18 protein-coding genes are annotated in these 20,406 nt (G+C 70.8%); 5 read left to right on the plus strand and 13 right to left on the minus strand.

Annotated elements, in window-relative coordinates; all coding sequences use genetic code 11:
• Positions 1–13: 13 nt before the first annotated feature.
• From murG to ASG12_RS12265, 12 genes are all read right to left on the minus strand, one after another.
• Positions 14–1,147 carry an undecaprenyldiphospho-muramoylpentapeptide beta-N-acetylglucosaminyltransferase gene (gene murG / locus ASG12_RS12210; RefSeq protein ID WP_055789892.1) on the minus strand — a complete coding sequence of 378 codons (1,134 nt, stop codon included), beginning with the start codon at positions 1,145–1,147 and terminating at the stop codon, positions 14–16.
• Entirely contained in the window at positions 1,144–2,808 is a 1,665-nt protein-coding gene (gene ftsW / locus ASG12_RS12215) for a putative lipid II flippase FtsW (protein WP_200932775.1), read from the minus strand. Before ftsW ends, murG begins: the two co-directional genes overlap by 4 nt.
• The gene (gene murD / locus ASG12_RS12220) at positions 2,805–4,424 is read right to left on the minus strand and encodes a UDP-N-acetylmuramoyl-L-alanine--D-glutamate ligase (protein WP_055790782.1); all 1,620 of its coding nucleotides are present in this window, start codon (positions 4,422–4,424) and stop codon (positions 2,805–2,807) included. The genes ftsW and murD overlap by 4 nt, the downstream gene beginning before the upstream one ends.
• Position 4,425: 1 nt before the next feature.
• Positions 4,426–5,523, minus strand: coding sequence for a phospho-N-acetylmuramoyl-pentapeptide-transferase (mraY, locus tag ASG12_RS12225; RefSeq protein WP_055789894.1), 1,098 nt, complete (start codon positions 5,521–5,523; stop codon positions 4,426–4,428).
• Between the two features lie 52 nt (positions 5,524–5,575).
• Positions 5,576–6,088 carry a glutamate ligase domain-containing protein gene (locus ASG12_RS12230; RefSeq protein WP_156378075.1) on the minus strand — a complete coding sequence of 171 codons (513 nt, stop codon included), beginning with the start codon at positions 6,086–6,088 and terminating at the stop codon, positions 5,576–5,578.
• Entirely contained in the window at positions 6,085–7,710 is a 1,626-nt protein-coding gene (locus tag ASG12_RS12235; RefSeq protein WP_055789897.1) for a UDP-N-acetylmuramoyl-L-alanyl-D-glutamate--2,6-diaminopimelate ligase, read from the minus strand. Before ASG12_RS12235 ends, ASG12_RS12230 begins: the two co-directional genes overlap by 4 nt.
• Positions 7,711–7,847: 137 nt before the next feature.
• Complete coding sequence (locus tag ASG12_RS12240) at positions 7,848–9,782, minus strand: peptidoglycan D,D-transpeptidase FtsI family protein (protein WP_082501939.1); 1,935 nt, start codon at positions 9,780–9,782, stop codon at positions 7,848–7,850.
• Positions 9,783–9,920: 138 nt separating this feature from the next.
• Positions 9,921–10,895, minus strand: coding sequence for a hypothetical protein (locus tag ASG12_RS12245; protein WP_055789902.1), 975 nt, complete (start codon positions 10,893–10,895; stop codon positions 9,921–9,923).
• Between the two features lie 85 nt (positions 10,896–10,980).
• Positions 10,981–11,958 (minus strand): 16S rRNA (cytosine(1402)-N(4))-methyltransferase RsmH, encoded by a 978-nt coding sequence (gene rsmH, locus ASG12_RS12250; RefSeq protein ID WP_327197949.1) that lies wholly within the window; start codon positions 11,956–11,958, stop codon positions 10,981–10,983.
• Positions 11,959–12,203: 245 nt separating this feature from the next.
• Positions 12,204–12,635, minus strand: coding sequence for a division/cell wall cluster transcriptional repressor MraZ (mraZ, locus tag ASG12_RS12255; RefSeq protein WP_045823082.1), 432 nt, complete (start codon positions 12,633–12,635; stop codon positions 12,204–12,206).
• Between the two features lie 392 nt (positions 12,636–13,027).
• Positions 13,028–13,435, minus strand: coding sequence for a DUF3040 domain-containing protein (locus ASG12_RS12260; RefSeq protein ID WP_055789905.1), 408 nt, complete (start codon positions 13,433–13,435; stop codon positions 13,028–13,030).
• Positions 13,436–13,572: 137 nt separating this feature from the next.
• Positions 13,573–14,058: an SAV_6107 family HEPN domain-containing protein gene (locus tag ASG12_RS12265; protein WP_156378076.1), complete on the minus strand. Its 486-nt coding sequence runs from the start codon at positions 14,056–14,058 to the stop codon at positions 13,573–13,575.
• Positions 14,059–14,360: 302 nt separating this feature from the next.
• Between ASG12_RS12265 and ASG12_RS12270 the strand changes: the two genes are divergently transcribed.
• The 5 genes from ASG12_RS12270 (at position 14,361) to ASG12_RS12290 (ending at position 19,446) form a co-directional block, all read left to right on the plus strand.
• Positions 14,361–14,966 (plus strand): GNAT family N-acetyltransferase, encoded by a 606-nt coding sequence (locus ASG12_RS12270; RefSeq protein ID WP_055789911.1) that lies wholly within the window; start codon positions 14,361–14,363, stop codon positions 14,964–14,966.
• A complete protein-coding gene (locus tag ASG12_RS12275) occupies positions 14,950–16,629 on the plus strand; it encodes a phytoene desaturase family protein (RefSeq protein WP_082501940.1) in 1,680 nt (559 codons plus the stop codon). The genes ASG12_RS12270 and ASG12_RS12275 overlap by 17 nt, the downstream gene beginning before the upstream one ends.
• Positions 16,626–17,486, plus strand: coding sequence for a carotenoid biosynthesis protein (locus ASG12_RS12280; protein WP_055790789.1), 861 nt, complete (start codon positions 16,626–16,628; stop codon positions 17,484–17,486). Before ASG12_RS12275 ends, ASG12_RS12280 begins: the two co-directional genes overlap by 4 nt.
• Positions 17,483–18,229, plus strand: coding sequence for an LppM family (lipo)protein (locus ASG12_RS12285; protein WP_055789914.1), 747 nt, complete (start codon positions 17,483–17,485; stop codon positions 18,227–18,229). Before ASG12_RS12280 ends, ASG12_RS12285 begins: the two co-directional genes overlap by 4 nt.
• Before the next feature lie 65 nt (positions 18,230–18,294).
• Entirely contained in the window at positions 18,295–19,446 is a 1,152-nt protein-coding gene (locus ASG12_RS12290; protein WP_082501941.1) for a glycosyltransferase, read from the plus strand.
• A gap of 15 nt (positions 19,447–19,461) precedes the next feature.
• Here the strand turns inward: ASG12_RS12290 and metF are convergent, their stop codons facing one another.
• Entirely contained in the window at positions 19,462–20,397 is a 936-nt protein-coding gene (gene metF, locus ASG12_RS12295) for a methylenetetrahydrofolate reductase [NAD(P)H] (protein ID WP_045823087.1), read from the minus strand.
• Between the last annotated feature and the right edge of the window lie 9 nt (positions 20,398–20,406).

A 20,406-nucleotide genomic window follows, 5' to 3' on the forward strand; every position in this document is an offset into this window, starting at 1 on the left:
GGCGTCGGGGGCGTCACGACGACCCCCGCCGCGCCCGGGCGGCGTCGAGTCCTGCCTGTGCGACGGCCGCGGCCGCGTCGCGATGCCCGACCTGACGGGCACCCTGCGACATCACGGCCAGCCGGTCGGGGTCGCCGAGGAGACCGGGGACGGTGTCGGCGACCCACTGCGCGGTCAGGTCCGCGTCGTCGAGCAACACGCCGCCGCCGGCCTCGACGACGGGCAGTGCGTTGAGACGTTGTTCGCCGTTGCCGTGGGGCAGCGGCACGTAGACGGCGGGCAGGCCGGTGGCGGAGATCTCCGCGACCGTCATCGCGCCGGACCTGCAGATCACGAGATCGGCTGCGGCGTAGGCGAGGTCCATGCGTTTGAGGTAGCCGACCGAGACGTACGGGGGCGCGCCGGGCGGCGACGACGGTGCCACGGTGTTCTTCGGGCCGTGGGCGTGCAGCACGCCGATGCCCGCTCGCCCGAGTGCGTCGGCGGAGTCGGCGACCGCCTCGTTGATGGTGCGCGCACCCTGCGATCCACCGAAGGCGAGCAGTGTCGGCGCGTCGGGGTCGAGTCCGAAGTAGTGACGGGCCTGGGCGCGGGTCGCGGCGCGGTCGAGGCCTGCCAGCGATCCCCGGACGGGGATGCCGACCACCTCGGCGTCGAGACCGGAGCCGTCGACGGCGGCGAGGACCCGGTCGGCGAAACGCGCGCCGACCTTGTTGGCGATGCCGGCGCTGGCGTTCGCCTCGTGGATCACCACCGGGATACGCGAGCGACGCAGGACGTGACCCCGTGCGGCGAGGTACGCAGGCAGCGCGACGTACCCGCCGAAGCCGATGACCACGTCGGCATCGACGGCGGCGAGGATGCGCCGGGTGGCGCGCACCGACGACCGCAGCCGCAGCGGGACCGAGAACAGATCGCGATTGACCTTGCGCGGCAACGGGACCGGCGGGATCATCTCGAGGGTGTAGCCGCGCTCGGGGACGAGGGTGCGTTCCAGTCCGCGCGGCGTGCCCAGCGCCGTGATGCGGGCGTCGGGTTCGATCGCCCGGATCGCGTCGGCCACGGCCAGCGCCGGCTCGATGTGGCCGGCGGTGCCGCCGCCGGCAACCACGACCGAGATCGGCCCGTCGCGGTCGGTGCGGGTCACCGGCGATACCTCGGGCTCATCGTGTCGTCGTGCCGTGATGCGCGGGCCGTCGGCATCGCCTCGGGGTAGGTGCGATACCGCACACGAGGTGCCGAACGGCCCTGTCCCCCGGTGTCATACCGGCGCGGACGGACGTCACCGACGTACTCGGTGCGTGCGTACTCGCTGCGCACGTACGGCGAGCGTTCCGGGACGCGACGGCCCGACCGTGCGCCCCGACGGCCCGAGGGCTCGGGATCGGGTGCCGTCGCACCGAAACCGAAGTAGGCGGCCGGTCCACGGCGAGCGCGGCGGTCGGTGGTGCGCGGATCGGTTGCGGCGGTGCGGACCCGCGGAGGCGCGGTGCGGGACGGCAGACCCGACGGGTCGGCCAGCCGGTCGCGGCGCGCACGCCAGGCCTGGACGCGCGGAGGTGCGTACGACTCGGGTTGCGGCAGACGCAGGAACCGACCGATGCGTCCGTCGCCGGTCGCGGCGAGTGCCGCGACGGCTTCCGGTTCATGGCGGGCGGCGTTGGCCAGCAGACCGAGCATGACCAACACGGTGAACGTCGACGTTCCTCCGGCCGACAGCAGGGGGAGCTGGATGCCGGTGACGGGGAGCAGGCCGATGACGTAGCCGATGTTGATGAGCGCCTGGGCGCTGATGAGCACGGTGATGGTCGCGGTCATCATCCGCAGGAAGGGGTCGACGGCCCGCAGCGCGATGCGCAGTCCGACGAACGCCAGCAGGACGAACAGTCCGATGACCAGCAACCCGCCCAGCAGGCCCAGTTCCTCACCGATGATCGCGAAGATGAAGTCGTTGTGGGCGTTGGGCAGATAGTTCCACTTCGCGCGGCTCTGCCCGAGACCCTGACCGAACAGGCCGCCATTGGCCAACGCATAGCGGGCCTGCCGAGCCTGGTACCCCGCGCCCTGCGGGTCGTCGATGTTGCCCAGGAAGCTCTGGACGCGCTCGGAGCGGTAGCCCTCGACCATCGCGAGCGCGATCGCCATGGCCGCACCGGACACCACGAAGATCGCGAACACCTTCAGGTGCAGGCCGGCGAACCACAGCAGGGTGCCGACGATGATGGCGATCGTGATCGTCGTGGAGAGGTTGGGTTCGAGGATGATCAGGGTGCAGATGAGGATCGCGACCGGCACGAGCGGGACCAGGAGCTCCTTGAGCGATGCGTGGTCACGCAGTCGCGCCGAGAGCAGGTGGGCTCCCCACACACAGAGGGCCAGTTTCACGAGTTCGGAGGGCTGGATCGAGAGGCCGCCGACGACGAACCATCGTTGCGCGCCCTGACTCTCGGTGCCGACGCCCGGGATGAGCACCAGCGCGAGCAGCAGTGTGGTCACGAAGATCGACGGCACCGCGAGGCGGCGCATGAACCGCACCGGGATGCGCAACGCGACGTAGAACAGGACGGTGCCGAGGATCGCGAACACGACCTGGGTGGTGAACAGGCCATACGCCGACCCACTCTTGGAGTACCCCTCGACCGACGACGCCGAGAGGACCATCACGAGGCCGAACACGGTGAGGATCACCGTGAGCGTCACGATCAGATGGAACGACGCGAGCGGTCGGCGCAGCACGGCGTCGATGACGCCCCGCGGGCCGTCCCACCAGGCTCCGGCACGGCGCACGCCGTCGGATGCCGCGGTCATCGGCGTGCCGACGCGTCTGTCGGGCCCACCGGATCGGCACCGATGGTCACCGCGGCCCGCGCGAAGGAGTCGCCCCGCACCCCGTAGCCGGCGAACATGTCGAGAGAGGCCGCGGCCGGGGCGAGCAGCACGGCATCGGGCCGGCCACCTGCCGCGCGGTCGGACTCGATCATCGACCATGCCGCGACGAGGGCCGCGTCCATGACGCGGTCGGCCGCGGGCGCCTCATCGGTGCGCCGTGCATCGGCCTGGTGGGCCGAGCGAGCGGCGGCGCGGGCGCCCTCGACGCCGTCGGACGGGGCGGTCGCGACGCCGTCGACGTCGGGTGGCGCGAGCGGCGTGGCTGTCACCCGGCCATCGTCCCCTGTGAACAGTGTGACTGTTGGGATTGCAGGGGCGTGTCGCGCAATCGCCGACGCCACCAGTTCACGGTCGGTACCGATCGCCACCACCCCGGCCAGCCGATCGGCCGTCGCAGCGAACAGATCGTCGACCGCAGCACCCTTCAGCAGGCCCCCGGCCACCAGGACCACTCGCTCGTGGGCATCGATCGACGCCTGCGCCGCATGGGGGTTCGTCGCCTTCGAGTCGTCGACGAACGCCACCCCGTCGAGGGTGGCGACGGTCTCACCACGATGGCGGCCCGGGACGAAACCGGCGAGCCCGGCCGTCACGGCGCCGATGTCGACCCCCACGGCCAGGCACAGGGCCGCGGCCGCGGCCGCGTCGACGACCCCCGACAGACCGGCCGGCCGGATGTCGGCGACGGGCAGGATGGATCGCGGCGACTCCCCCGGCGCGGTGAACGCGCGATCGGTCAGGACACCGGCCACGACACCGATGTCACCGCCGATCGGAGAGTCGATGCGCACACCGATCGTGCGTGCTCCCTGGGTCGTCGCCGACAGCGCGCCCGCCACGGGGTCGTCGGCGCCGATGACCGCCACCGGTCCGCGCAGTGCGCCGACCTTGGCCGCGACGTAGGCGTCCATCGAGCCGTGCCAGTCGAGGTGGTCCTCGGCGATGTTGAGCACGACACCGGCGTCGGGGACCACCGACGGCGCCCAGTGCAGCTGGAACGACGACATCTCGACGGCCAGGATCTCGACGCGGGGGGTCCGGGTGAGGGCGTCGAGCACCGGCAACCCGATGTTGCCGCAGGCGGCCACCGTGTGCGGCGACGCCTCGACGATGGCCTCGACCATCGAGGTGGTGGTGGTCTTGCCGTTGGTCCCGGTGATCACCACCCACGTCCGTCGTGGGCCGAGCAGTCCCGACACGTCCACGCGCCAGGCGAGTTCGACCTCACCCCAGATCGGGATCCGCGCGGCGCGGGCGGCGAGCACCAGCGGCGAGTCGGGCCGGAACCCCGGCGACACGACCAGAAGGTCGGCCTGCAGGTCGGCGACCGCGGCGTCGACGCTCACCACCGCGACACCGGCGTCGGCGAGAGCCGCACCTGCCGCGGGTCGGCCGTCGGCGACGGTCACCACCGCGCCGCGCGCGGCGAGGAATCGGGCGGCCGACGCCCCCGCGGTCCCGGCTCCGGCGACGACGACCCGCAGACCGGGGAGATCGGGCAGCGTCGCGGGAGCAGCGGCGCCTCCTCGGCTCACCTCACCCACCGTTGGACGTCAGGAACTCGCTGTAGAAGAGCGACAGGCCCAGCGCGCAGGCGATCGCGGTCAGCAGCCAGAACCGGATGATGACCGTGGTCTCCGCCCAGCCGCCGAGCTCGAAGTGATGGTGGAAGGGCGCCATGCGGAACACCCGTCGCCCCGTGGTGCGGAAGAACGCGATCTGCATGACCACCGAGACGATCTCGGCGACGAACAGCGCACCCACGACGACCATGAGCAGCTCGGTGCGGGTGGTGATGGACAGGCCCGCGAGCATCCCGCCCAGCGCCAGGGACCCCGTGTCACCCATGAAGATCTTCGCCGGCGCGGCGTTCCACCACAGGAAGCCCAGGCACGCGCCACCACCGGCCACCGCGATCAACGCGAGGTCGAGGGGGTCGCGCACGTTGTAGCAGCCCGCGCTGACGTCGGCGCCTGCCTTCGGTCCACCCGAGCAGGCGTTGCGGTACTGCCAGAAGGTGACCAGCACATAGGAACCGAGCACCATCGCCATCGAACCGGCGGCCAGGCCGTCGAGACCGTCGGTGAAGTTGACCGCGTTCGACCAGGCGGCGACGACGAGCCAGCAGAAGATGACGAAGGCGACCGAGCCGAGGGTGACAGCGTTGATGTCGCGGACGTAGGACAGCTTCACGCTCGCCGGGGCGTCACCGTTGCCGTTGCGGAACTGCAGGGCCAGCACGCCGAACAGCAGGGCCGCGACGAGCTGCCCGACCGATTTCGCCGTCTTGTTGAGGCCGAGGTTGCGTTGCTTGCGGATCTTGATGAAGTCGTCGAGGAACCCGACGCCGCCGAGGACGGTCGCGAGCGAGAGCACCAGGATCCCCGAGGCGCTCGGACCCTGACCGCCGTTGATGAGACCGGTCAGGTGCGACGCCCAGTAGCCGGCCCAGAGGGCGGCGATGATGGCGACGCCACCCATCGACGGGGTGCCGCGCTTCGTCTGGTGGCTCTGCGGACCCTCGACACGGATCTCCTGCCCGAATCCCTGGCGGGAGAACACCCGGATGAGCACCGGGGTCAGCAGGATCGACACCGCGAGCGCGACAGCGCCGGCTATCAGGATCTGCGTCACCTTCTCGTCTCCGTCCGGGGTCGTCTCGAGGGCAGTGTCTCGGGTGGGCGGATCAGCGCTCGGTCCCGTTCGGGGACTCCACGAGTGTGGCCACACACCGTTGGCCATCCAACAGGTTGCGCGTGACCGCCGACAAATCGGATCCGTCGCCCGCGACGAGCACCACGTCGCCGTCGCCGATCTCGGCCAGCAGCATCTCCACGGCGGCGTCGGCGTCGGCGACCATCCGTGCCTCGTCGCCCCACGACCCCTCCATCACCGCGCCCTGGTGCAACGCGCGCACGATACGGGTCTCACCGACCGCGATCACGATGTCGACGGCGAGTCGCACGGCCAGTCGACCCACCCGATCGTGGGCGACGGCGCGATCGTTGTCGGGCTCGGTGCCGCCGAACTCGCCGAGCACGGCCCAGCTCCGACCGCCACCCTCGTCGCGGCCTCCCTCGCGGGCGGTCTGCACGAGTGTCCGCAGCGCGTCGCGTACGCGGTTCGTCGCCTCGTCGGTGTCCGACGTCGTCGTATCGGCGGCTCCGGCGCGGTCGATCACGCGGATGTGGGGGGTCATGTCGTCTCCTGACGGTCGGCGAGTGCCCGCCGCAGCACGTCTCGATCGTCGAAGGGGGTCTTCACGCCGGCGATCTCCTGGCCACTCTCGTGGCCCTTGCCCGCGACCAGCACCGTGTCGCCCGCCCGTGCCCACGCGACGGCGTGGGCGATGGCGGCCGCGCGGTCGCCGATCTCGACGATCGGTTCCGATCCGGTCGGGCGCTCGCCACGCTCCACCTGTTCGGCGCCGGCCCGCACCTCGGCGCGGATGGCGGCGGGGTCCTCGTCGCGGGGGTTGTCGTCGGTCACGATCACCAGATGGGCGCCCCGCGCGGCGGCCTCCCCCATCAGCGGGCGTTTGCCGGTGTCCCGGTTGCCGCCGGCACCGACCACGACCGCCAGACGACCGTTGGTCTGTCCGCGCAGGGTCGCGATGACCGCCTCGACGGCGGCCGGCTTGTGGGCGTAGTCGACGACGGCGAGGAAATCCTGACCCTCGTCGACCAGCTCGACACGACCCGGGACCGCGACCCCCGCGATGCCCGCGACGGCGTCGGTGATCGACACCCCGGCGGCGTCGGCGATGGCCAGGGCGATCAGGGCGTTGGCGACGTTGTACCGACCGGGAAGCGGCACCCGCAGCGTGTGCGGTGCGCCCTGCGGATCGCGGACGGTGACGACCTGCGACCCGTCGTCGCGCAGTCGGGACGGTCCGGCGTACCAGTCGGCCGAGCTGTGGCGCGTCGACACCGTCACCACGCCGTGCCCGACGATCTCGGCCATCCGGGCACCCCACCCGTCATCGACGCAGACGACGGAGCGGAGGGCGTGCTCGGGTGAATCCGGCCGGAACAGACGAGCTTTCGCCTCGAAGTAGTCGACCATCGTGGGGTGGAAGTCGAGGTGGTCCTGCGAGAGATTCGTGAAACCGCCGATCGCGAAGGAGCTCCCACGAACCCGACCGAGCTCCAACGCGTGGCTCGACACCTCCATCACCACGGTGTCGACACCCTGTTCACCCATGGCGGCGAGCATCCCCTGCAGCGCGGGCGCCTCGGGGGTGGTCAGCGAACTGTCCTGTCGCACACCGGCGACCCGGGTCTCGACGGTGCCGATGAGTCCCACGGTCTGGCCCGCGGCCATCAACGCGGCCTCGGTCAGGTAACTCGAGGTGGTCTTGCCGGAGGTCCCGGTGATGCCGATCAGGCGCAGTCGCAGCGACGGGTTCCCGTAGACGCGGGCGCTGAGGTCGCCGAGGACGCTGCGCGGATCAGGGTGCACGAGCACCACGAACGACGGTGACGGTGTGTCCGCGGCGGCCATGGCCTCGGTGACGAGTGCGGCGCCGGCGGCGTCGGTGAGCACGGCGGCGGCCCCGGCGGAGACCGCCTGGGCGGCGAACTGGGCACCGTGGGCTCGAGCGCCGGGCAGTGCGGCGAACAGATCGCCCGGCCGGGTGTCCTGCGCACGCAGGGTCACACCGGTGACGCCGACGTTCGGCGACGCCGATCCGACGAGGCCGATACGGGCTCCCGAGGCGGTTGCCAGCGTGTCGACCCCGCACGGTTCCACATGACTCGGTCGGGTCGGGTCGCCGGAGGTGCGTGTCGGCGGGGGCTGGCGCGTCCCCGATTCGGCCATCGCGCACCCCTCTCGTCTGCGTCGTTCGCGGTGGGCGGCACCGCGCGAGCCCTGATGGCCGGTCGAGCGACCGCCCGGCAGATCACCCTACGCGGCGTCGACTGGGGCCCGGGCCGTCAGCGACGGCGCGCCGGAGGTCAGGCGGCCTGCAGGATCATCTTCGGCGTCGGGCTCGTCGAGAGCGGGACGCGATCGCGTTGGAGCATCCACGCGGCGATGCTCTCGAACAGCGGTGCCGCCGACTGGCCGCCCGATCCATCGGTGCTGCGGGTCGGACGGTCGAGCATGATGCCGACGACGAAGCGCGGGTTGTCGGCGGGGGTGATGCCCGCGAAGGTGATGTTGTAGTTCGAGTTGGAGTAGCACCCGCAGTTGGGATCGACCTGCTGTGCCGTACCCGTCTTCGCGCTCACCTGGTACCCGGGTACCGCCCCCTTCGATCCGGTGCCCTGCTGTTCGCCGGTGGGGTCCGACTGCACGATGGCGCGGAACATGTTGCGGACGGTGGTCGCCGTCTGCGGGCTGACCACCCGCACCCCCGCGGGAGCGTCGGCGGCGTCGTCGCCGGTCGACCGGATGATCCGCGGGGCGACGCGCACACCGTCGTTGGCGATCGTCTGGTACATGCTCGTCATCTGCAGCAGCGTCATCGAGAGGCCCTGTCCGATGGGGAGGTTGGCGAACGTGCCACCCGACCACTGACTGCGGGCGGGCACGTCCCCGGCGCTCTCACCGGGCAGACCCACCTGCGTCCGCTGGCCGAGACCGAAGCGCTGCAACATGTTCGCGAACCGATCCTGGCCGACCTGCTTGGCCAGCATCAGGGTCCCGACGTTCGATGACTTCCCGAAGATGCCGGTGGTCGTGTACGGGGCGACACCGTGTACCCAGGCATCGCGGACGGTCACACCGGCGAGATCGATGCTGCCCGGCACCTGGTGCACCTGCGTCGGATCGGTCAGTCCGTATTCGATGGCCGCCGAGGCGGTCACGAGCTTGTTCACCGAGCCCGGTTCGAACGGCGACGTCACCGGCAGGTCGCCCAGCTGGGCGCTGCCCTGTTCGGCGAGCGGCTTGGCGGGGTTGAAGGTGTTGTCGTTCGCCATCGCGACGACCTCGCCGGTCTTGGCGTCGAGCACCACCGCCGAGGCGTTGCGGGCGCCGGAGAGCTCCTTGGCCTTCTGCACCTGGTTCTGCACGAACCACTGCACGTCGGAGTCGATGGTCAGCTCGACGGTCTTGCCGTTCTCGGCCGGGTGCACGTTGCGGGTGCTGCCGGGGATCACCGCACCATCGGAGCCGCGATCATAGGTCTGCGAACCGTCGGTGCCAGCGAGCGCCGAGTCCATCGAGGACTCCAGGCCGATCAGCCCGTTGCCGTCGAAGTCGACGTCGCCCACGATGTTCGCCGCCAGCGGGCCTCCCGGGTATAGGCGGATGTCCTGCCGTTCGGCGCCGACCTCGGGGAACTCGTCGGTGATCTTGCCCGCCACCTCGGGGCTGACCGATCGCGCGAGATAGACGAAGGGTTCGGAGCTGGCCAGCTGCTGCTGCAGCGACTCCTGGGACACCGCGCCACCGAGGAGATCGTGGACACCGGAGGCGATCTGGCGGATACGGGTCGCCGAGTCCGGCACCGACGGGTCCTTGGCGTGGGCGGCGTCGATCGCCGCCCGCTCGCGCACCGGCTGGAATGTGAGCGCTCGCGCCTCGTCGGTGTAGGCGATCGGCTTGCCGTTGCGGTCGACGATGGCGCCCCGCTTCGCGGGCAACGTCTCGACCACGGCTCGCTGATCGGCGGCCTGGGCCGAGAGCGACGACGACTCGACGGTCTGGAGCATCAGCAGCTTTCCGGCGACCAGCGCGACGGCGAGACCCATCACCAGCGCACCGAGACGGGTGCGGGTGATGAACTGCCGCGCCCCGTCACCGCGTGCGGTGACGCCGGCGTCGTCGCGGATGCCCGCCGAATACGCTCGGCGGGGCCGTGCCCGCGAGTCGGCACGGTTGGCGGTCCCGGACGCGGACTTGCGCGCGGCGGCCGGCGGTCGCCGACGCTTGTCGGCGCTCATCGGAGACCGCGATCACTCGACGCGATCGCACCGGTGGACCGCGCGTCGGCAACGCACGTACGAGAAGCTGACATGACCCAATTCTCCACTGTGTGAACGATTTCGGCCCGCATCACGGTCGGCGTGGCGCGGTCGCGATCAGCGCGGGATCTGCGAATCGGCCGAACCGGGCGCGGTCTGGACAGAGCCGGACGGGGCGGCGGGCGTTCGTGGCGCACTCGTCGGAGCGGTCGAATTCGCAGACGGGGCAGCCGATCCCGCGGGCGCCGCACCCGGGGTGGGATTCGGCGCCGTGGCGTTCGGAGCCGCCGCGCTCCCGGAGGCACCCGGCAGCACATTCGAGGCCAACGGCTCGTCGGCCGCGGCGGCGCCCGGCACCCCAGCCGAGGCGGGCAGCGCGGCGGTGTTGCCACCGGTGGACGAACCCGGTTGCGGGGTCACGGCGGTGGGCCGACCGGCGTTCATCGACGGCGCCGCGGTCCCGGTGGCGGGCGCGATCTCGCCCTCGACGCGCGTGCGACCGTCGGGTGCGACGACGAGACGTGGCACGTTGCTCGCCGGGATCATCCCCAATGCGGTTGCCTTGTCGGACAGTTCGGGCGCCGAGTCACCGGACTCGAAGGACTTCTTCAGGGCGTCCCGGCGGTCGATCAGTGTCTGGTTCTCCTGGCGTTTGGCCGAGAGTTCGTAGGACGTCTGCGCCGCCGTCGTCGACAGCCACAACGTGAGACCGAGACCGACGGCGAGGATCGCGACGACCAGCACGGCGAACGGCATCCGCCGCAACAGATCTGCGGGTGAGGCCACGATGCGGGCGAGGACACCGCCGGTCGGCCGTTCGCGGCGGTCGACGAGGGTGGTCGTCGACCGCTGGGTCGCCCGACGACGGCGCCGATCGATGGCACGCTGCGCGGCCGGAGACCGGTTCTCCCGCGGGCGGTCGGCCACCCCGGTGCGGTCACGACGCCGTCTCGTCCCCGATGCCGACCCGCCCGCCTCGTCGAGATCAGGATCCCAGTCGGTGTCCGTCGCATCGGAGTCCGGCGAACCGCTGTGGGTCGCATCGGTGTCGGTCGCCCCGGCGACGAACGCGCCTCGGTCTGCCACGGTCATCGCCGTACCTCCATCGTCACGACATCCGTCGCCGTCTCGTTCATCTCGTGCGTCATGCGTGCGCCACCGGCAGGGTGGGGCGCGGTCATCGCGGGGCCAGCCGTTCGATCGCGCGGAGTCGAACCGGCGCCGATCGCGGGTTCGACGCGATCTCGGCATCGTCGGCGCGCTCGGCCCCGCGGGTGACCAACCGGTACTCGGGAGCGGTCCCGGGGAGATCGAACGGCAGCCCGGGCGGTGTCTTCGAGGTGACCCGATGTGCGAACTCCCGCTTGACGATGCGGTCCTCGAGCGACTGGTAGCTCATCACCACCAGGCGTCCACCGACGGCGAGGTGATCCACGGCCGCGGGCATCGCCTGCTGCAGCGATTCCATCTCGCGGTTGACCTCGATCCGCAACGCCTGGAAGGTGCGTTTGGCGGGATGGCCACCGGTCCGACGGGTCGCCGCGGGAATCGCCCGATAGATCAGCTCCACCAGTCGGGCGCTGGTGTCGAAGGGCTGGTGCTCCCGCTCACGGAGAACGGCCGAGGCGATCTTGCCCGCGAACCGTTCCTCGCCGTATTCCGACAGCACACGGGCGATCTCGCCGTGCGAGTAGGTGTTGAGGATGTCCGCGGCGGTCAGCGTGTCGTTGTCGTTCATCCGCATGTCCAGCGGGGCGTCGACGGAATACGCGAACCCGCGATCGTGCTGGTCGAGTTGCATCGACGAGACGCCGAGGTCGAACAGGGCCGCGTCGTATCGCGTTCGACCGCCGTCGGCGAGGACGTCGGCGATCTCGTCGTAGCGCCGCCGGACGATGGTGACGCGATCGGCGAAGGGCGCCAACCGCTCCGACGCCGACGACACGGCGTTGCCGTCGCGATCGATGGCGATGATCGCGACGCCGGGGAATCGGTTCGCGACGAGTTCGCTGTGGCCGCCGGCTCCCAGGGTCGCATCGACGAACGTGGCGCCGGTGCCGTCGGGAGCGGTGTGCGTGAGGGCGGGAGCGATGAGGTCGATCATCCGTTCCGCCATCACCGGGATGTGACCGTGTTCGCCCGACTTGTGCTCCACCGGAGGCCTTTCGGAGTGGCTGCGCTGTGCGGTGCGGGTCGATCGGACCGGTCGCCGGCAGCACGACACGGCGTCGTGCTGTCGGCGCGGCCGGGAGGTCGTTGCGGTGAGTACGGGTCCCTGCCCGATGACGGACCTGGCGCTGGGGAAGTGCGCCAGGGACATCTCGGGCAGAGGCCTGAACTCGCCGAGGCGAACCGGGCCGTGCGGTCCCGCCGAGGTCCTCCGGCGGCGGGACCCGGTGATCACAGGATGTTCTCCAGGGACGGGTTGTCGGCCCGCGAGAAGCTCTCCTCGTGCTGGGACTCGTACTGCTCCCAGGCCTGGGCATCCCAGATCTCGACGTAGTCGTAGTTGCCGATCACCGCGCATTCCTTGGTGAGGCCTGCGTAGGTCCGGTGCTTGGACGACAGGGTGATCCGTCCCTGTGCGTCCGGCACCATCTCCTCGGTGCTGGAGTTGAGATGACGTTGGTACATCCGCGCCTTCTCATCCACCTTGGACGCCGCAGCGGCTCGTTTCGCCCGCTCCACGAAGTCCTCGGGCAGGTAGATCGCGAGGCTGTGGTCCTGACCGCGAGTGACCATCATCCCTCCTGCCAACTGCTCTCGAAACTTCGCGGGAAGCGTGAGCCGCCCTTTGTCGTCCAACTTGTGCAGGTGTGTGCCGAGGAACATGTTCTCCCCACACCTCCTGCCGGGCGGAGTCGCGAGTCCGGCACTCTCTCCTCCGTGCACCACAGTACCCCACTTCCCCCCACTTTCCACCCCCAGATGACCGACATGTTCGTGCTCGATCACGAAACAGCAGGTCAAGGGTAAGAAAAGTGGTGGGGCGACTGGAAGTCGACCGATCACCGCCGACCGAGACGACCTGGGGTTTCGTCACCGAGGATCGTCCGCACCGGACGCCGAAGGCCTGTGGGCGAGCGCGGTGGAGGAAAGTGGGGATCGGTGGGCACGAAGGCCCGGGCGGCGATCACCCCGAGAACGACGAAACCGCGCACCGGGAATCGGTGCGCGGTCTCGTGTGTGAGGTCAGTGCGGGGCCGTCGAGGCCCTGCGGAGGATCATTCCTGTTCGAACCGTCGGTTGAAGCGCTCTTCCATCCGCTCACTGAACGAGCGTGACCCGTTGCCCCGCGGACGACGTCCCGACGAGGACTCCGAGGTGGCTCCCGACGCCGGCGGCGCGGACGAGCCGATGCCCCACAGCGCGATGAGCCCGGCGGCGAACATGACGAGGAATCCGACGAGGCTGAGAATCGGGAAACCGCCGACAGTGACGTCGACGACCAGCCCACCGATCAGCAGCAGCAACCCGACGACGAACAGGACCGCGGCCTGAAGCCGTTTACGCGTCGTCGACCCGCCGCGTACCCGTCGACGCCGGACATTCGACGCGAACTTGGGATCTTCGGCGTACAGCGCGTTCTCGATCTGTTCGAGCATTCGCTGCTCGTGCTCCGAGAGTGGCACCGCCCCTCCTTACAGCACTTCGGTCCGGTGACCGGACGGTGTCCAACGCATACCCGCGGCAGGTGTGTCGGGGTCGGTGGGCTCGTGTGGCGAGCCCTGTTGTCGATGATACGAGGTGATCGAGAAACCGACCACCATTACCCGGCTGAGAGTTCGGTCAGAGTCGCCGGCCGGTGGCCCGCGGTCGCCCGTGTGCCGTGCTCGAAGGCGACGACCTGCGCCTGTACCTCGTCCATGAAGTCGACCAGACGGGTCCGGGTGGCCTGCACGGTCCCCGGGTCGACGTCGCGGACGACGCCCAGTTCGATGTCGGCTCGCAGACGCGAGAGCCCCGCGAAGTAGGTGGCCCAGGTGGTGAGCTCCGGCAGTGCCCGCGGAAGGCGCGCCCAGGCGCTCACCGGGCCTCGACGCGGACGGGTAGTGGATTTCTCCCCGACCACCAGCGCTGCACCGGCTGCACGCAGGGCGGCGAGGTAGAGCGCTCGGAGCTGCTCTGTCGGTTCCGGGGAATCGGCAGCGTGCGCCGCCATGGCCTCGGCGCGACCGAGCAGCTCGCGGGCACGCAGCGCCAGTCGTGGATCGACCGTGGCGGTGCGTCGAGTCGTCGTACGCGTTCCGGTCATCGTCACACCCCTCTCTGGTCTGTTCGTGTACCTGTGGAGGTTCAACCCCATCGGACGGATCAGTCATACCGCCGACCACCGACAACGTGAGCAATGGAACAACCGCTGCCCACCGGAACCCGGACGGGCCGGACGACGATCGGACCGGCCCGGCCGCAGACGCTTCCCTCGTCCACCGCCGGACCGGCCGTCGGTCGTCGGGTCACGATGAGACTCGTCGCGGAGGTTGAGTACTCGAACACCCGTTCGACCTATTCAATATAGCTACCCCCCGACAAGGTCTCAAGAGGAGGCGGAGAACGGTGTCTGTTCGCCTGGTCGGCCTCGCCCCCGACGACGCCGGGGACTGGTTGAACCCTGCTCTCGACGTCTACGTCGAGGCCATGGGATACCCCCGGGGGACCCAGACACACCGCTCCCCGCTGTGGCGCGATCACATGCGACGACCCGGCTGGACCGCGGTCGGGGCCTACCGCTCCCCCGACGACGCGACGGGAGGCCCGGCGGGCGGGTCACTGGTCGGCATCGCCTACGGCTACACCGGCGCGGGCGACCAGTGGTGGCATCAACAGCTCTGCGCAGGACTGCGGCACGGCGGGTACACACGTGAGCAGATCGACGAGATCACCCGCGACTACTTCGAACTCACCGAACTCCACGTGCACCCCCGCCTGCAGGGTCACCGCATCGGCGAGGCACTGCTCGAGCGACTCCTCGCGGACCGGAGCGAGAGCAGCGTCCTGCTCTCCACACCGGAGGTACCCGCCGACGACAACCGCGCGTGGCGTCTGTACCGGCGGGTCGGTTTCGCCGATCTGCTCCGCCATTTCAGCTTCGCGGGCGATCCGCGACCTTTCGCCGTCCTCGGACGCCGACTACCGATGGGCCCCCATGACGACCAGCAGTGACGCCCGCATCCACGACGCGATCGTGGTGGGTGCCGGTCACAACGGACTCGTCGCGGCGACGTATATCGCGCAGTCGGGCCTCGACGTGGCCGTCGTCGAACGCGACACCATCCCCGGTGGCGCCGTGTCCACGGTGGCCCGGTTCCCCGGCTACCGGGTCGACCGCGGATCCTCGGCCCACATCATGATCCGGCACACCTCGATCATCGACGACCTGTCGCTCGGATCGCACGGCCTGCGCTACATCGACTGTGACCCATGGGCGTTCGCACCCGCCGACGGCGACTCACCGGCGATCGTCTTCCGGACCGACCTCGACGCGACCTGCACCTCCATCGAGGCCGCGTGCGGTGCGCGCGAGGCCGACGCGTACCGACGGTTCGTCGCCGTGTGGGGACCGCGGTCGGCGGCGGTCATGCGGATGTTCGCCCACCGCCCCACCGTCGGCGGGTTCGCGCGCTCGTTCTGGGGCATGCCCACCCGCGACGGCGTCACCGGCCGGGCCGCCGGGGCGAATCTCGCCCAGGAGTTCCTCCGCTCCGGAGATGCCCTGCTGGACAGCTGGTTCGACTCCGAGCGCCTCAAGGCCGCACTCGCGTGGTTCGGCGCGCAGTCGGGACCGCCGATGAGTGAGCCGGGTACCGCGCCGATGGTCGGCATCGCGGCGCTGATGCACACCCTGCCGCCCGGGCGCGCGGTCGGTGGCAGCGGCGCGCTCACCGAGGCGCTCGTCTCGGCCCTGCGGTCGCACGGCGGCGAACTGGTCCTCGACGCACCGGTCGAATCGCTCGCGTGGACCGGAGACCACTGGCGGGTGACGTCGGCGGGCGGTGCGGTGCGCCGCGCGCGGTCGGTCGTCGCGGCGTGCCACATCCTCACCACCCTCGACGCGCTGGCCGCCGGCGGTGTCGCCCCCGAGCAGGTGCGCCGGTGGCAGAGCCGGATCGAGGTCGGCCCGGGCATCGGCAGTGCCGTGCGGATCGGTGCCACGGCACTCCCCGACTACCCCGGGCTGCCGTCGGATCTCCCCGCCCACGGCGTCCACTCGGGTCTCGGACTGCTCGTCTCCGACCGGGCTCACCTGGCCGCGGCCTACGGCGACGCCCGCGCGGGGCAGCTCCCCCGCCGCCCGGCGTTGGTGGCCATGAGCTACTCGGCCATCGATCCGGGACTGGCACCGCCGCAACGACACTCGATCACCCTGTGGTCGCAGTGGCACCCACGTCACCTGGCCGAGAACCGTTCGTGGACCGACCTCGCACACCGGGCCGGTGACGACATCATCGCCGAGATGGATCGACAGGCCCCCGGCTTCTCGTCCACAGTCGAACACGTGCACGTACAGACCCCGGACCGCATCGAGGACGAGCTGGGCCTCGTCGGCGGCAACGTGATGCACGTCGAGATGTCGATGGACCAGATGTTCGCCTTCCGGCCCCATCCCGACCTCGGCGGCCATCGTGTGCCCGGGGTTCCGGGTCTCTACCTGGCCGGCGCCTCGACCCATCCGGGTGGTGGCGTCAGCGGTATCAGCGGAGCACTCGCCGCCGATCTCGTGCTCTCCGATCGCGCCGGCCTCGCCGACAACGTTCGCGAGGCACTGGGTTCGGCGTGGACGGCGGTGCGCCGCAGGGCACCGGTGGTCGGCAGGTCACGGACATGATCGACCCGCCCGCCGCGCGCGACACCACCGGGACCGCCCGTGTGGTGTCACTCGCCGCGGTCGCCGCCTGGGTGCTCGCCCAGATCGTCTACTCGCTCGTCGAGGGATCGGCGCGCGACACCGCGACCATGGTGGTGCTGTGCGCGGGGTCGATCGCGATGGTCGTCGACGTCGTCGCCCGCCGGGGCCCGGGTCGCGCCGTCGCGATCATCGCCGCGGTGTCGGCCATCGTGTTCGCCGCCGAGGTCGTCGGCACCCGGACCGGGTTCCCCTTCGGCGCCTACGGATACGCCACCGACCGCATCGGGCCGGCCGTCGCCGATGTCCCGATCCTCATCACCGCCGCGTGGTTCATGGGTGCGTACGCGGTCTGGCGGGTGGCAGCCTTCGTCGTGCCGACCGCGCGGGCGGGCCGCATCGCGATCGGGGTCGTCGGTCTGGTGAGCTGGGATCTCTATCTCGATCCGCAGATGGTCGCGGCGGGTCTGTGGAGCTGGGACTCCGAGGACGCGGGGCTGCCGGGGATGGAGGCCATACCGCTCACCAACTTCGCCGGCTGGGCTGCGGTCGGACTCGTCGTCATGCTGGTGTTCGAACTCCTCGACCCTCCCGACGTCGAACGGGCCGCGGCACCGGTCGTGCCGCTCGTGTGGTTGTGGTGGACCTGGGCGGGCTCCGCGTTCGCGCAGATCTTCCTTCTCGAGAACGGCGCGCTGCGCTCGGGTGTCGCCTACGGCATCGTCGGCATGGGCGTGGTGGCGGTGCCCGCGATCGTCGCCGTCGCGACGCGACGCCGCCCGACCCCGCACACCGCGACACGCGCCGACGCACCGCACCCGGCGGGTCGTCGTCGGTGACCCACTCGACCTGGCACGATGTCGTGGTGCCCGTCTCCCCGGTCCTGCCGCCCCACCGTCTCGCCCCGCGGTCCCGCACCCGTCGACCCGCCGTGCGCATCGCGGCCGCGGCGCTGCTCGTGCTCCTCGGTGCGCTGTCGCTGACGTCCTGCATGGAACGCTCGCCGTACGTCGGGGATCGTCTGTGGGGCGAACTCGTGGTCGCCGCGAAGGCCTCCGGCGACAGCAAGGGACCACAGATCGAGATCCCGCAGTCGATGGCGGGCAGCGTCGTTGCCGACGCGTACTCCGAGAACGGCATGGTGGGCACCCGTGTCACCTACAGCGCGCTACCGGTCGGGCAGTTCAACGAACTCGGCGACCTGCTGCTCGAGGCATACCCCAACAGTCCGGTGAGCATGGACCTGAGCACCAAACGCAACGGCGACGTGGTGCGGTTCCGTGGCTCCACCGACCTGAGCAGCCTGACCGCCGGGCAGGACCTGGTCTCGTTGACCGTGCAGTTCGCCGGGCCGATCAGCGCCACCAACGGCAAGCAGTCGTCCGACGACACGGTGACCTGGACTCCCGACGCGGGCAAGGTGACCGATCTGAGTGCCGAGGCGAACTACTCCGATCCCGGCACCGCGGCGTTCGGCGACTGGACGTGGCTCCTGGCCGGCATCACGCTCGCGGTCGTGCTCATCATCGGTGGCGTCGCCTACACCACGCGCGACGCCTCACCCCGCGTCGGTCGAAGCTGACCTGACCTGACGGTGCAACGCAGGACGGGAGTCGGATGAGGATCGTCCGACGGCACCGGCCACCGATGACCGCCGTCGACGTCGTCCCCCTCGTCCTGGCCGGTTCGGGTCTGGCGATGGCTGCGGTCAACGCCCGACACGTCCATGCGCTGAGTGCACCGCGGCATCCGGTGGCCGCGCCGGTGGTGGTGCTCGTCCCCGCGCGGGACGAGGCCGAGGTGATCGCCGACATCGTCGCCGACCTGCGTGCCCAGCGAGGTGTGGACGATCTCCGGGTGCGTGTCTACGACGACGAGTCCACCGACGGGACCGCCGAGGTCGCCCGCCGTGCGATCGACGGCGACGATCGTCTCGTCGTGGTCGACGGGGCACGCACTCCGAAACCCCCGGGCTGGACGGGGAAGGCGTGGGGGTTGCACCGGTTGACCGCCGACCTCGCCGACGACCCGCCGGACACCCGGCTGTGTCTCGTCGACGCCGATGTGCGGCTGGGGCCCGACGCCATCGCCGCGGCGGTCGCGGTGTTCGACTCCCTCGCCGACGCGCCGGGACCCCCGCCCGGCCTGCTGTCGGTGTGGCCCGCACAGATCGTCGGATCGGCGCTCGAACGCGTGGTGCAGCCGTTGCTGTTCTGGTCGTGGTTCTCGATGCTGCCGCAGTCGGTCACCGAGCGGCAGCTGCGGACCTCGACCGCGGTGGCCAACGGTCAGTTCCTGACCACACGACTCGGGGCCTACCGCGATGTCGGAGGGCACCGTTCGGTGGCCGCCGAGCCCGCCGACGACATCGCGTTGGCTCGGGCGTTCCGTCGCGCCGGGATGCGTACCGTCAATCGCAGCGGCGGTCACCTGGTGCGGTGTCGGATGTATCGCTCCGGCGATGACCTGCGGGCGGGGTACCGACGCTGGACCGCAACGGAATTCGGTGGCGCGCGCGGATCCTGGGCGGTCGTCGTCGCGCTGCTGCTGGGCTACGTGGCCCCGGCCGCGCGGGCCGTGCTCGGCCCACGGCGCGGGCCTGCGGTGCTCGCCCTCGTCATGGGTGCGGCGGGACGAGTCGTCTCCCGCCGGGTCGAGACCGATGCCCTCGCACCGTCGGACGTCCTCGACGCCGCGGCCCACCCGGTGTCGATGGCGGTCGCCGCCGCACTCATCGCCGATTCGGCCGTGCACACCCTCACCGGCCGACTCGAGTGGAAGGGCCGGTCGATCAGCTGACCGGTACGCCGCCCGTCAGGGAACGAGGACGTTCATGCCGAGGCGGTCGAGCACCTCGGTGGTGGCGCGCGCGAAGTTCAGGCTGCAGAAGTGCAGGCACGGTGCACCCTCGGCGATGAGTCGTTCCGACATCTCCGTCGCGAGGTCGATGCCGACCGCGCGGATCGCCTCACGGTTGGCCTCCTCGTCGTTGCCGGCGGCCGCGGTGAGCCGGGCATCGACGTCGGCGGGCAGCTTCGACCCCGACAGCTCGAGCATGCGGCGCACCGACGCCAGCGACGTGATCGGCATGATGCCGGGGATGATCGGCTTGGCGCCCTGCTCGGGGTCGGCGGCGACCACCCGATCGCGCAGACGGAAGTAGTCCTCGACGTCGAAGAACATCTGCGTGATGGAGTACTCCGCACCGGCGCGCAGCTTGCCGAGCAGGAAGCGGGTGTCCTCGTCGAGCGTCGGCGACCGGTGGTGGCCCTCGGGGAACGAGGCGACACCGACCTGGAAGTCACCGAGCTCGCCGACCAGGCGGACGAGTTCCTCGGCGTAGGCGACGCCCTCGGGGTGCTTGACCCATTCGCCCATCGGGTTGCCGGGCGGGTCGCCGCGGAGCGCGAGGACGTTGGTGATGCCCTGATCGGCGTACGAGCCGACCATCGCGCGGAGCTCGTCGAGGCTGTGGTTGACCGCGGTGAGGTGGGCGACGGTGGTCAAGGTGGTCTCGCGGGCGAGTTCCCCGGCGATCCGCACGGTCCGGTCGCGGGTACCGCCACCGGCGCCGTAGGTGAGCGACACGAACGCGGGGCGCAGACGCTCGAAGATGCGGACGGCGCGCCAGAGGCGTTCCTCGGCGGGCGCGTCCTTCGGCGGGAAGAACTCGACCGAGAACGGCACCGGGCCGCTGTGCGGCTCGGACAACCGTGAGACGACGGTGGGCGAGGCGATCGGTGAGGTCACGTGGCGATC

This window comes from Williamsia sp. Leaf354 (assembly GCF_001424365.1).
Taxonomy (GTDB): Bacteria; Actinomycetota; Actinomycetes; order Mycobacteriales; family Mycobacteriaceae; genus Williamsia_A.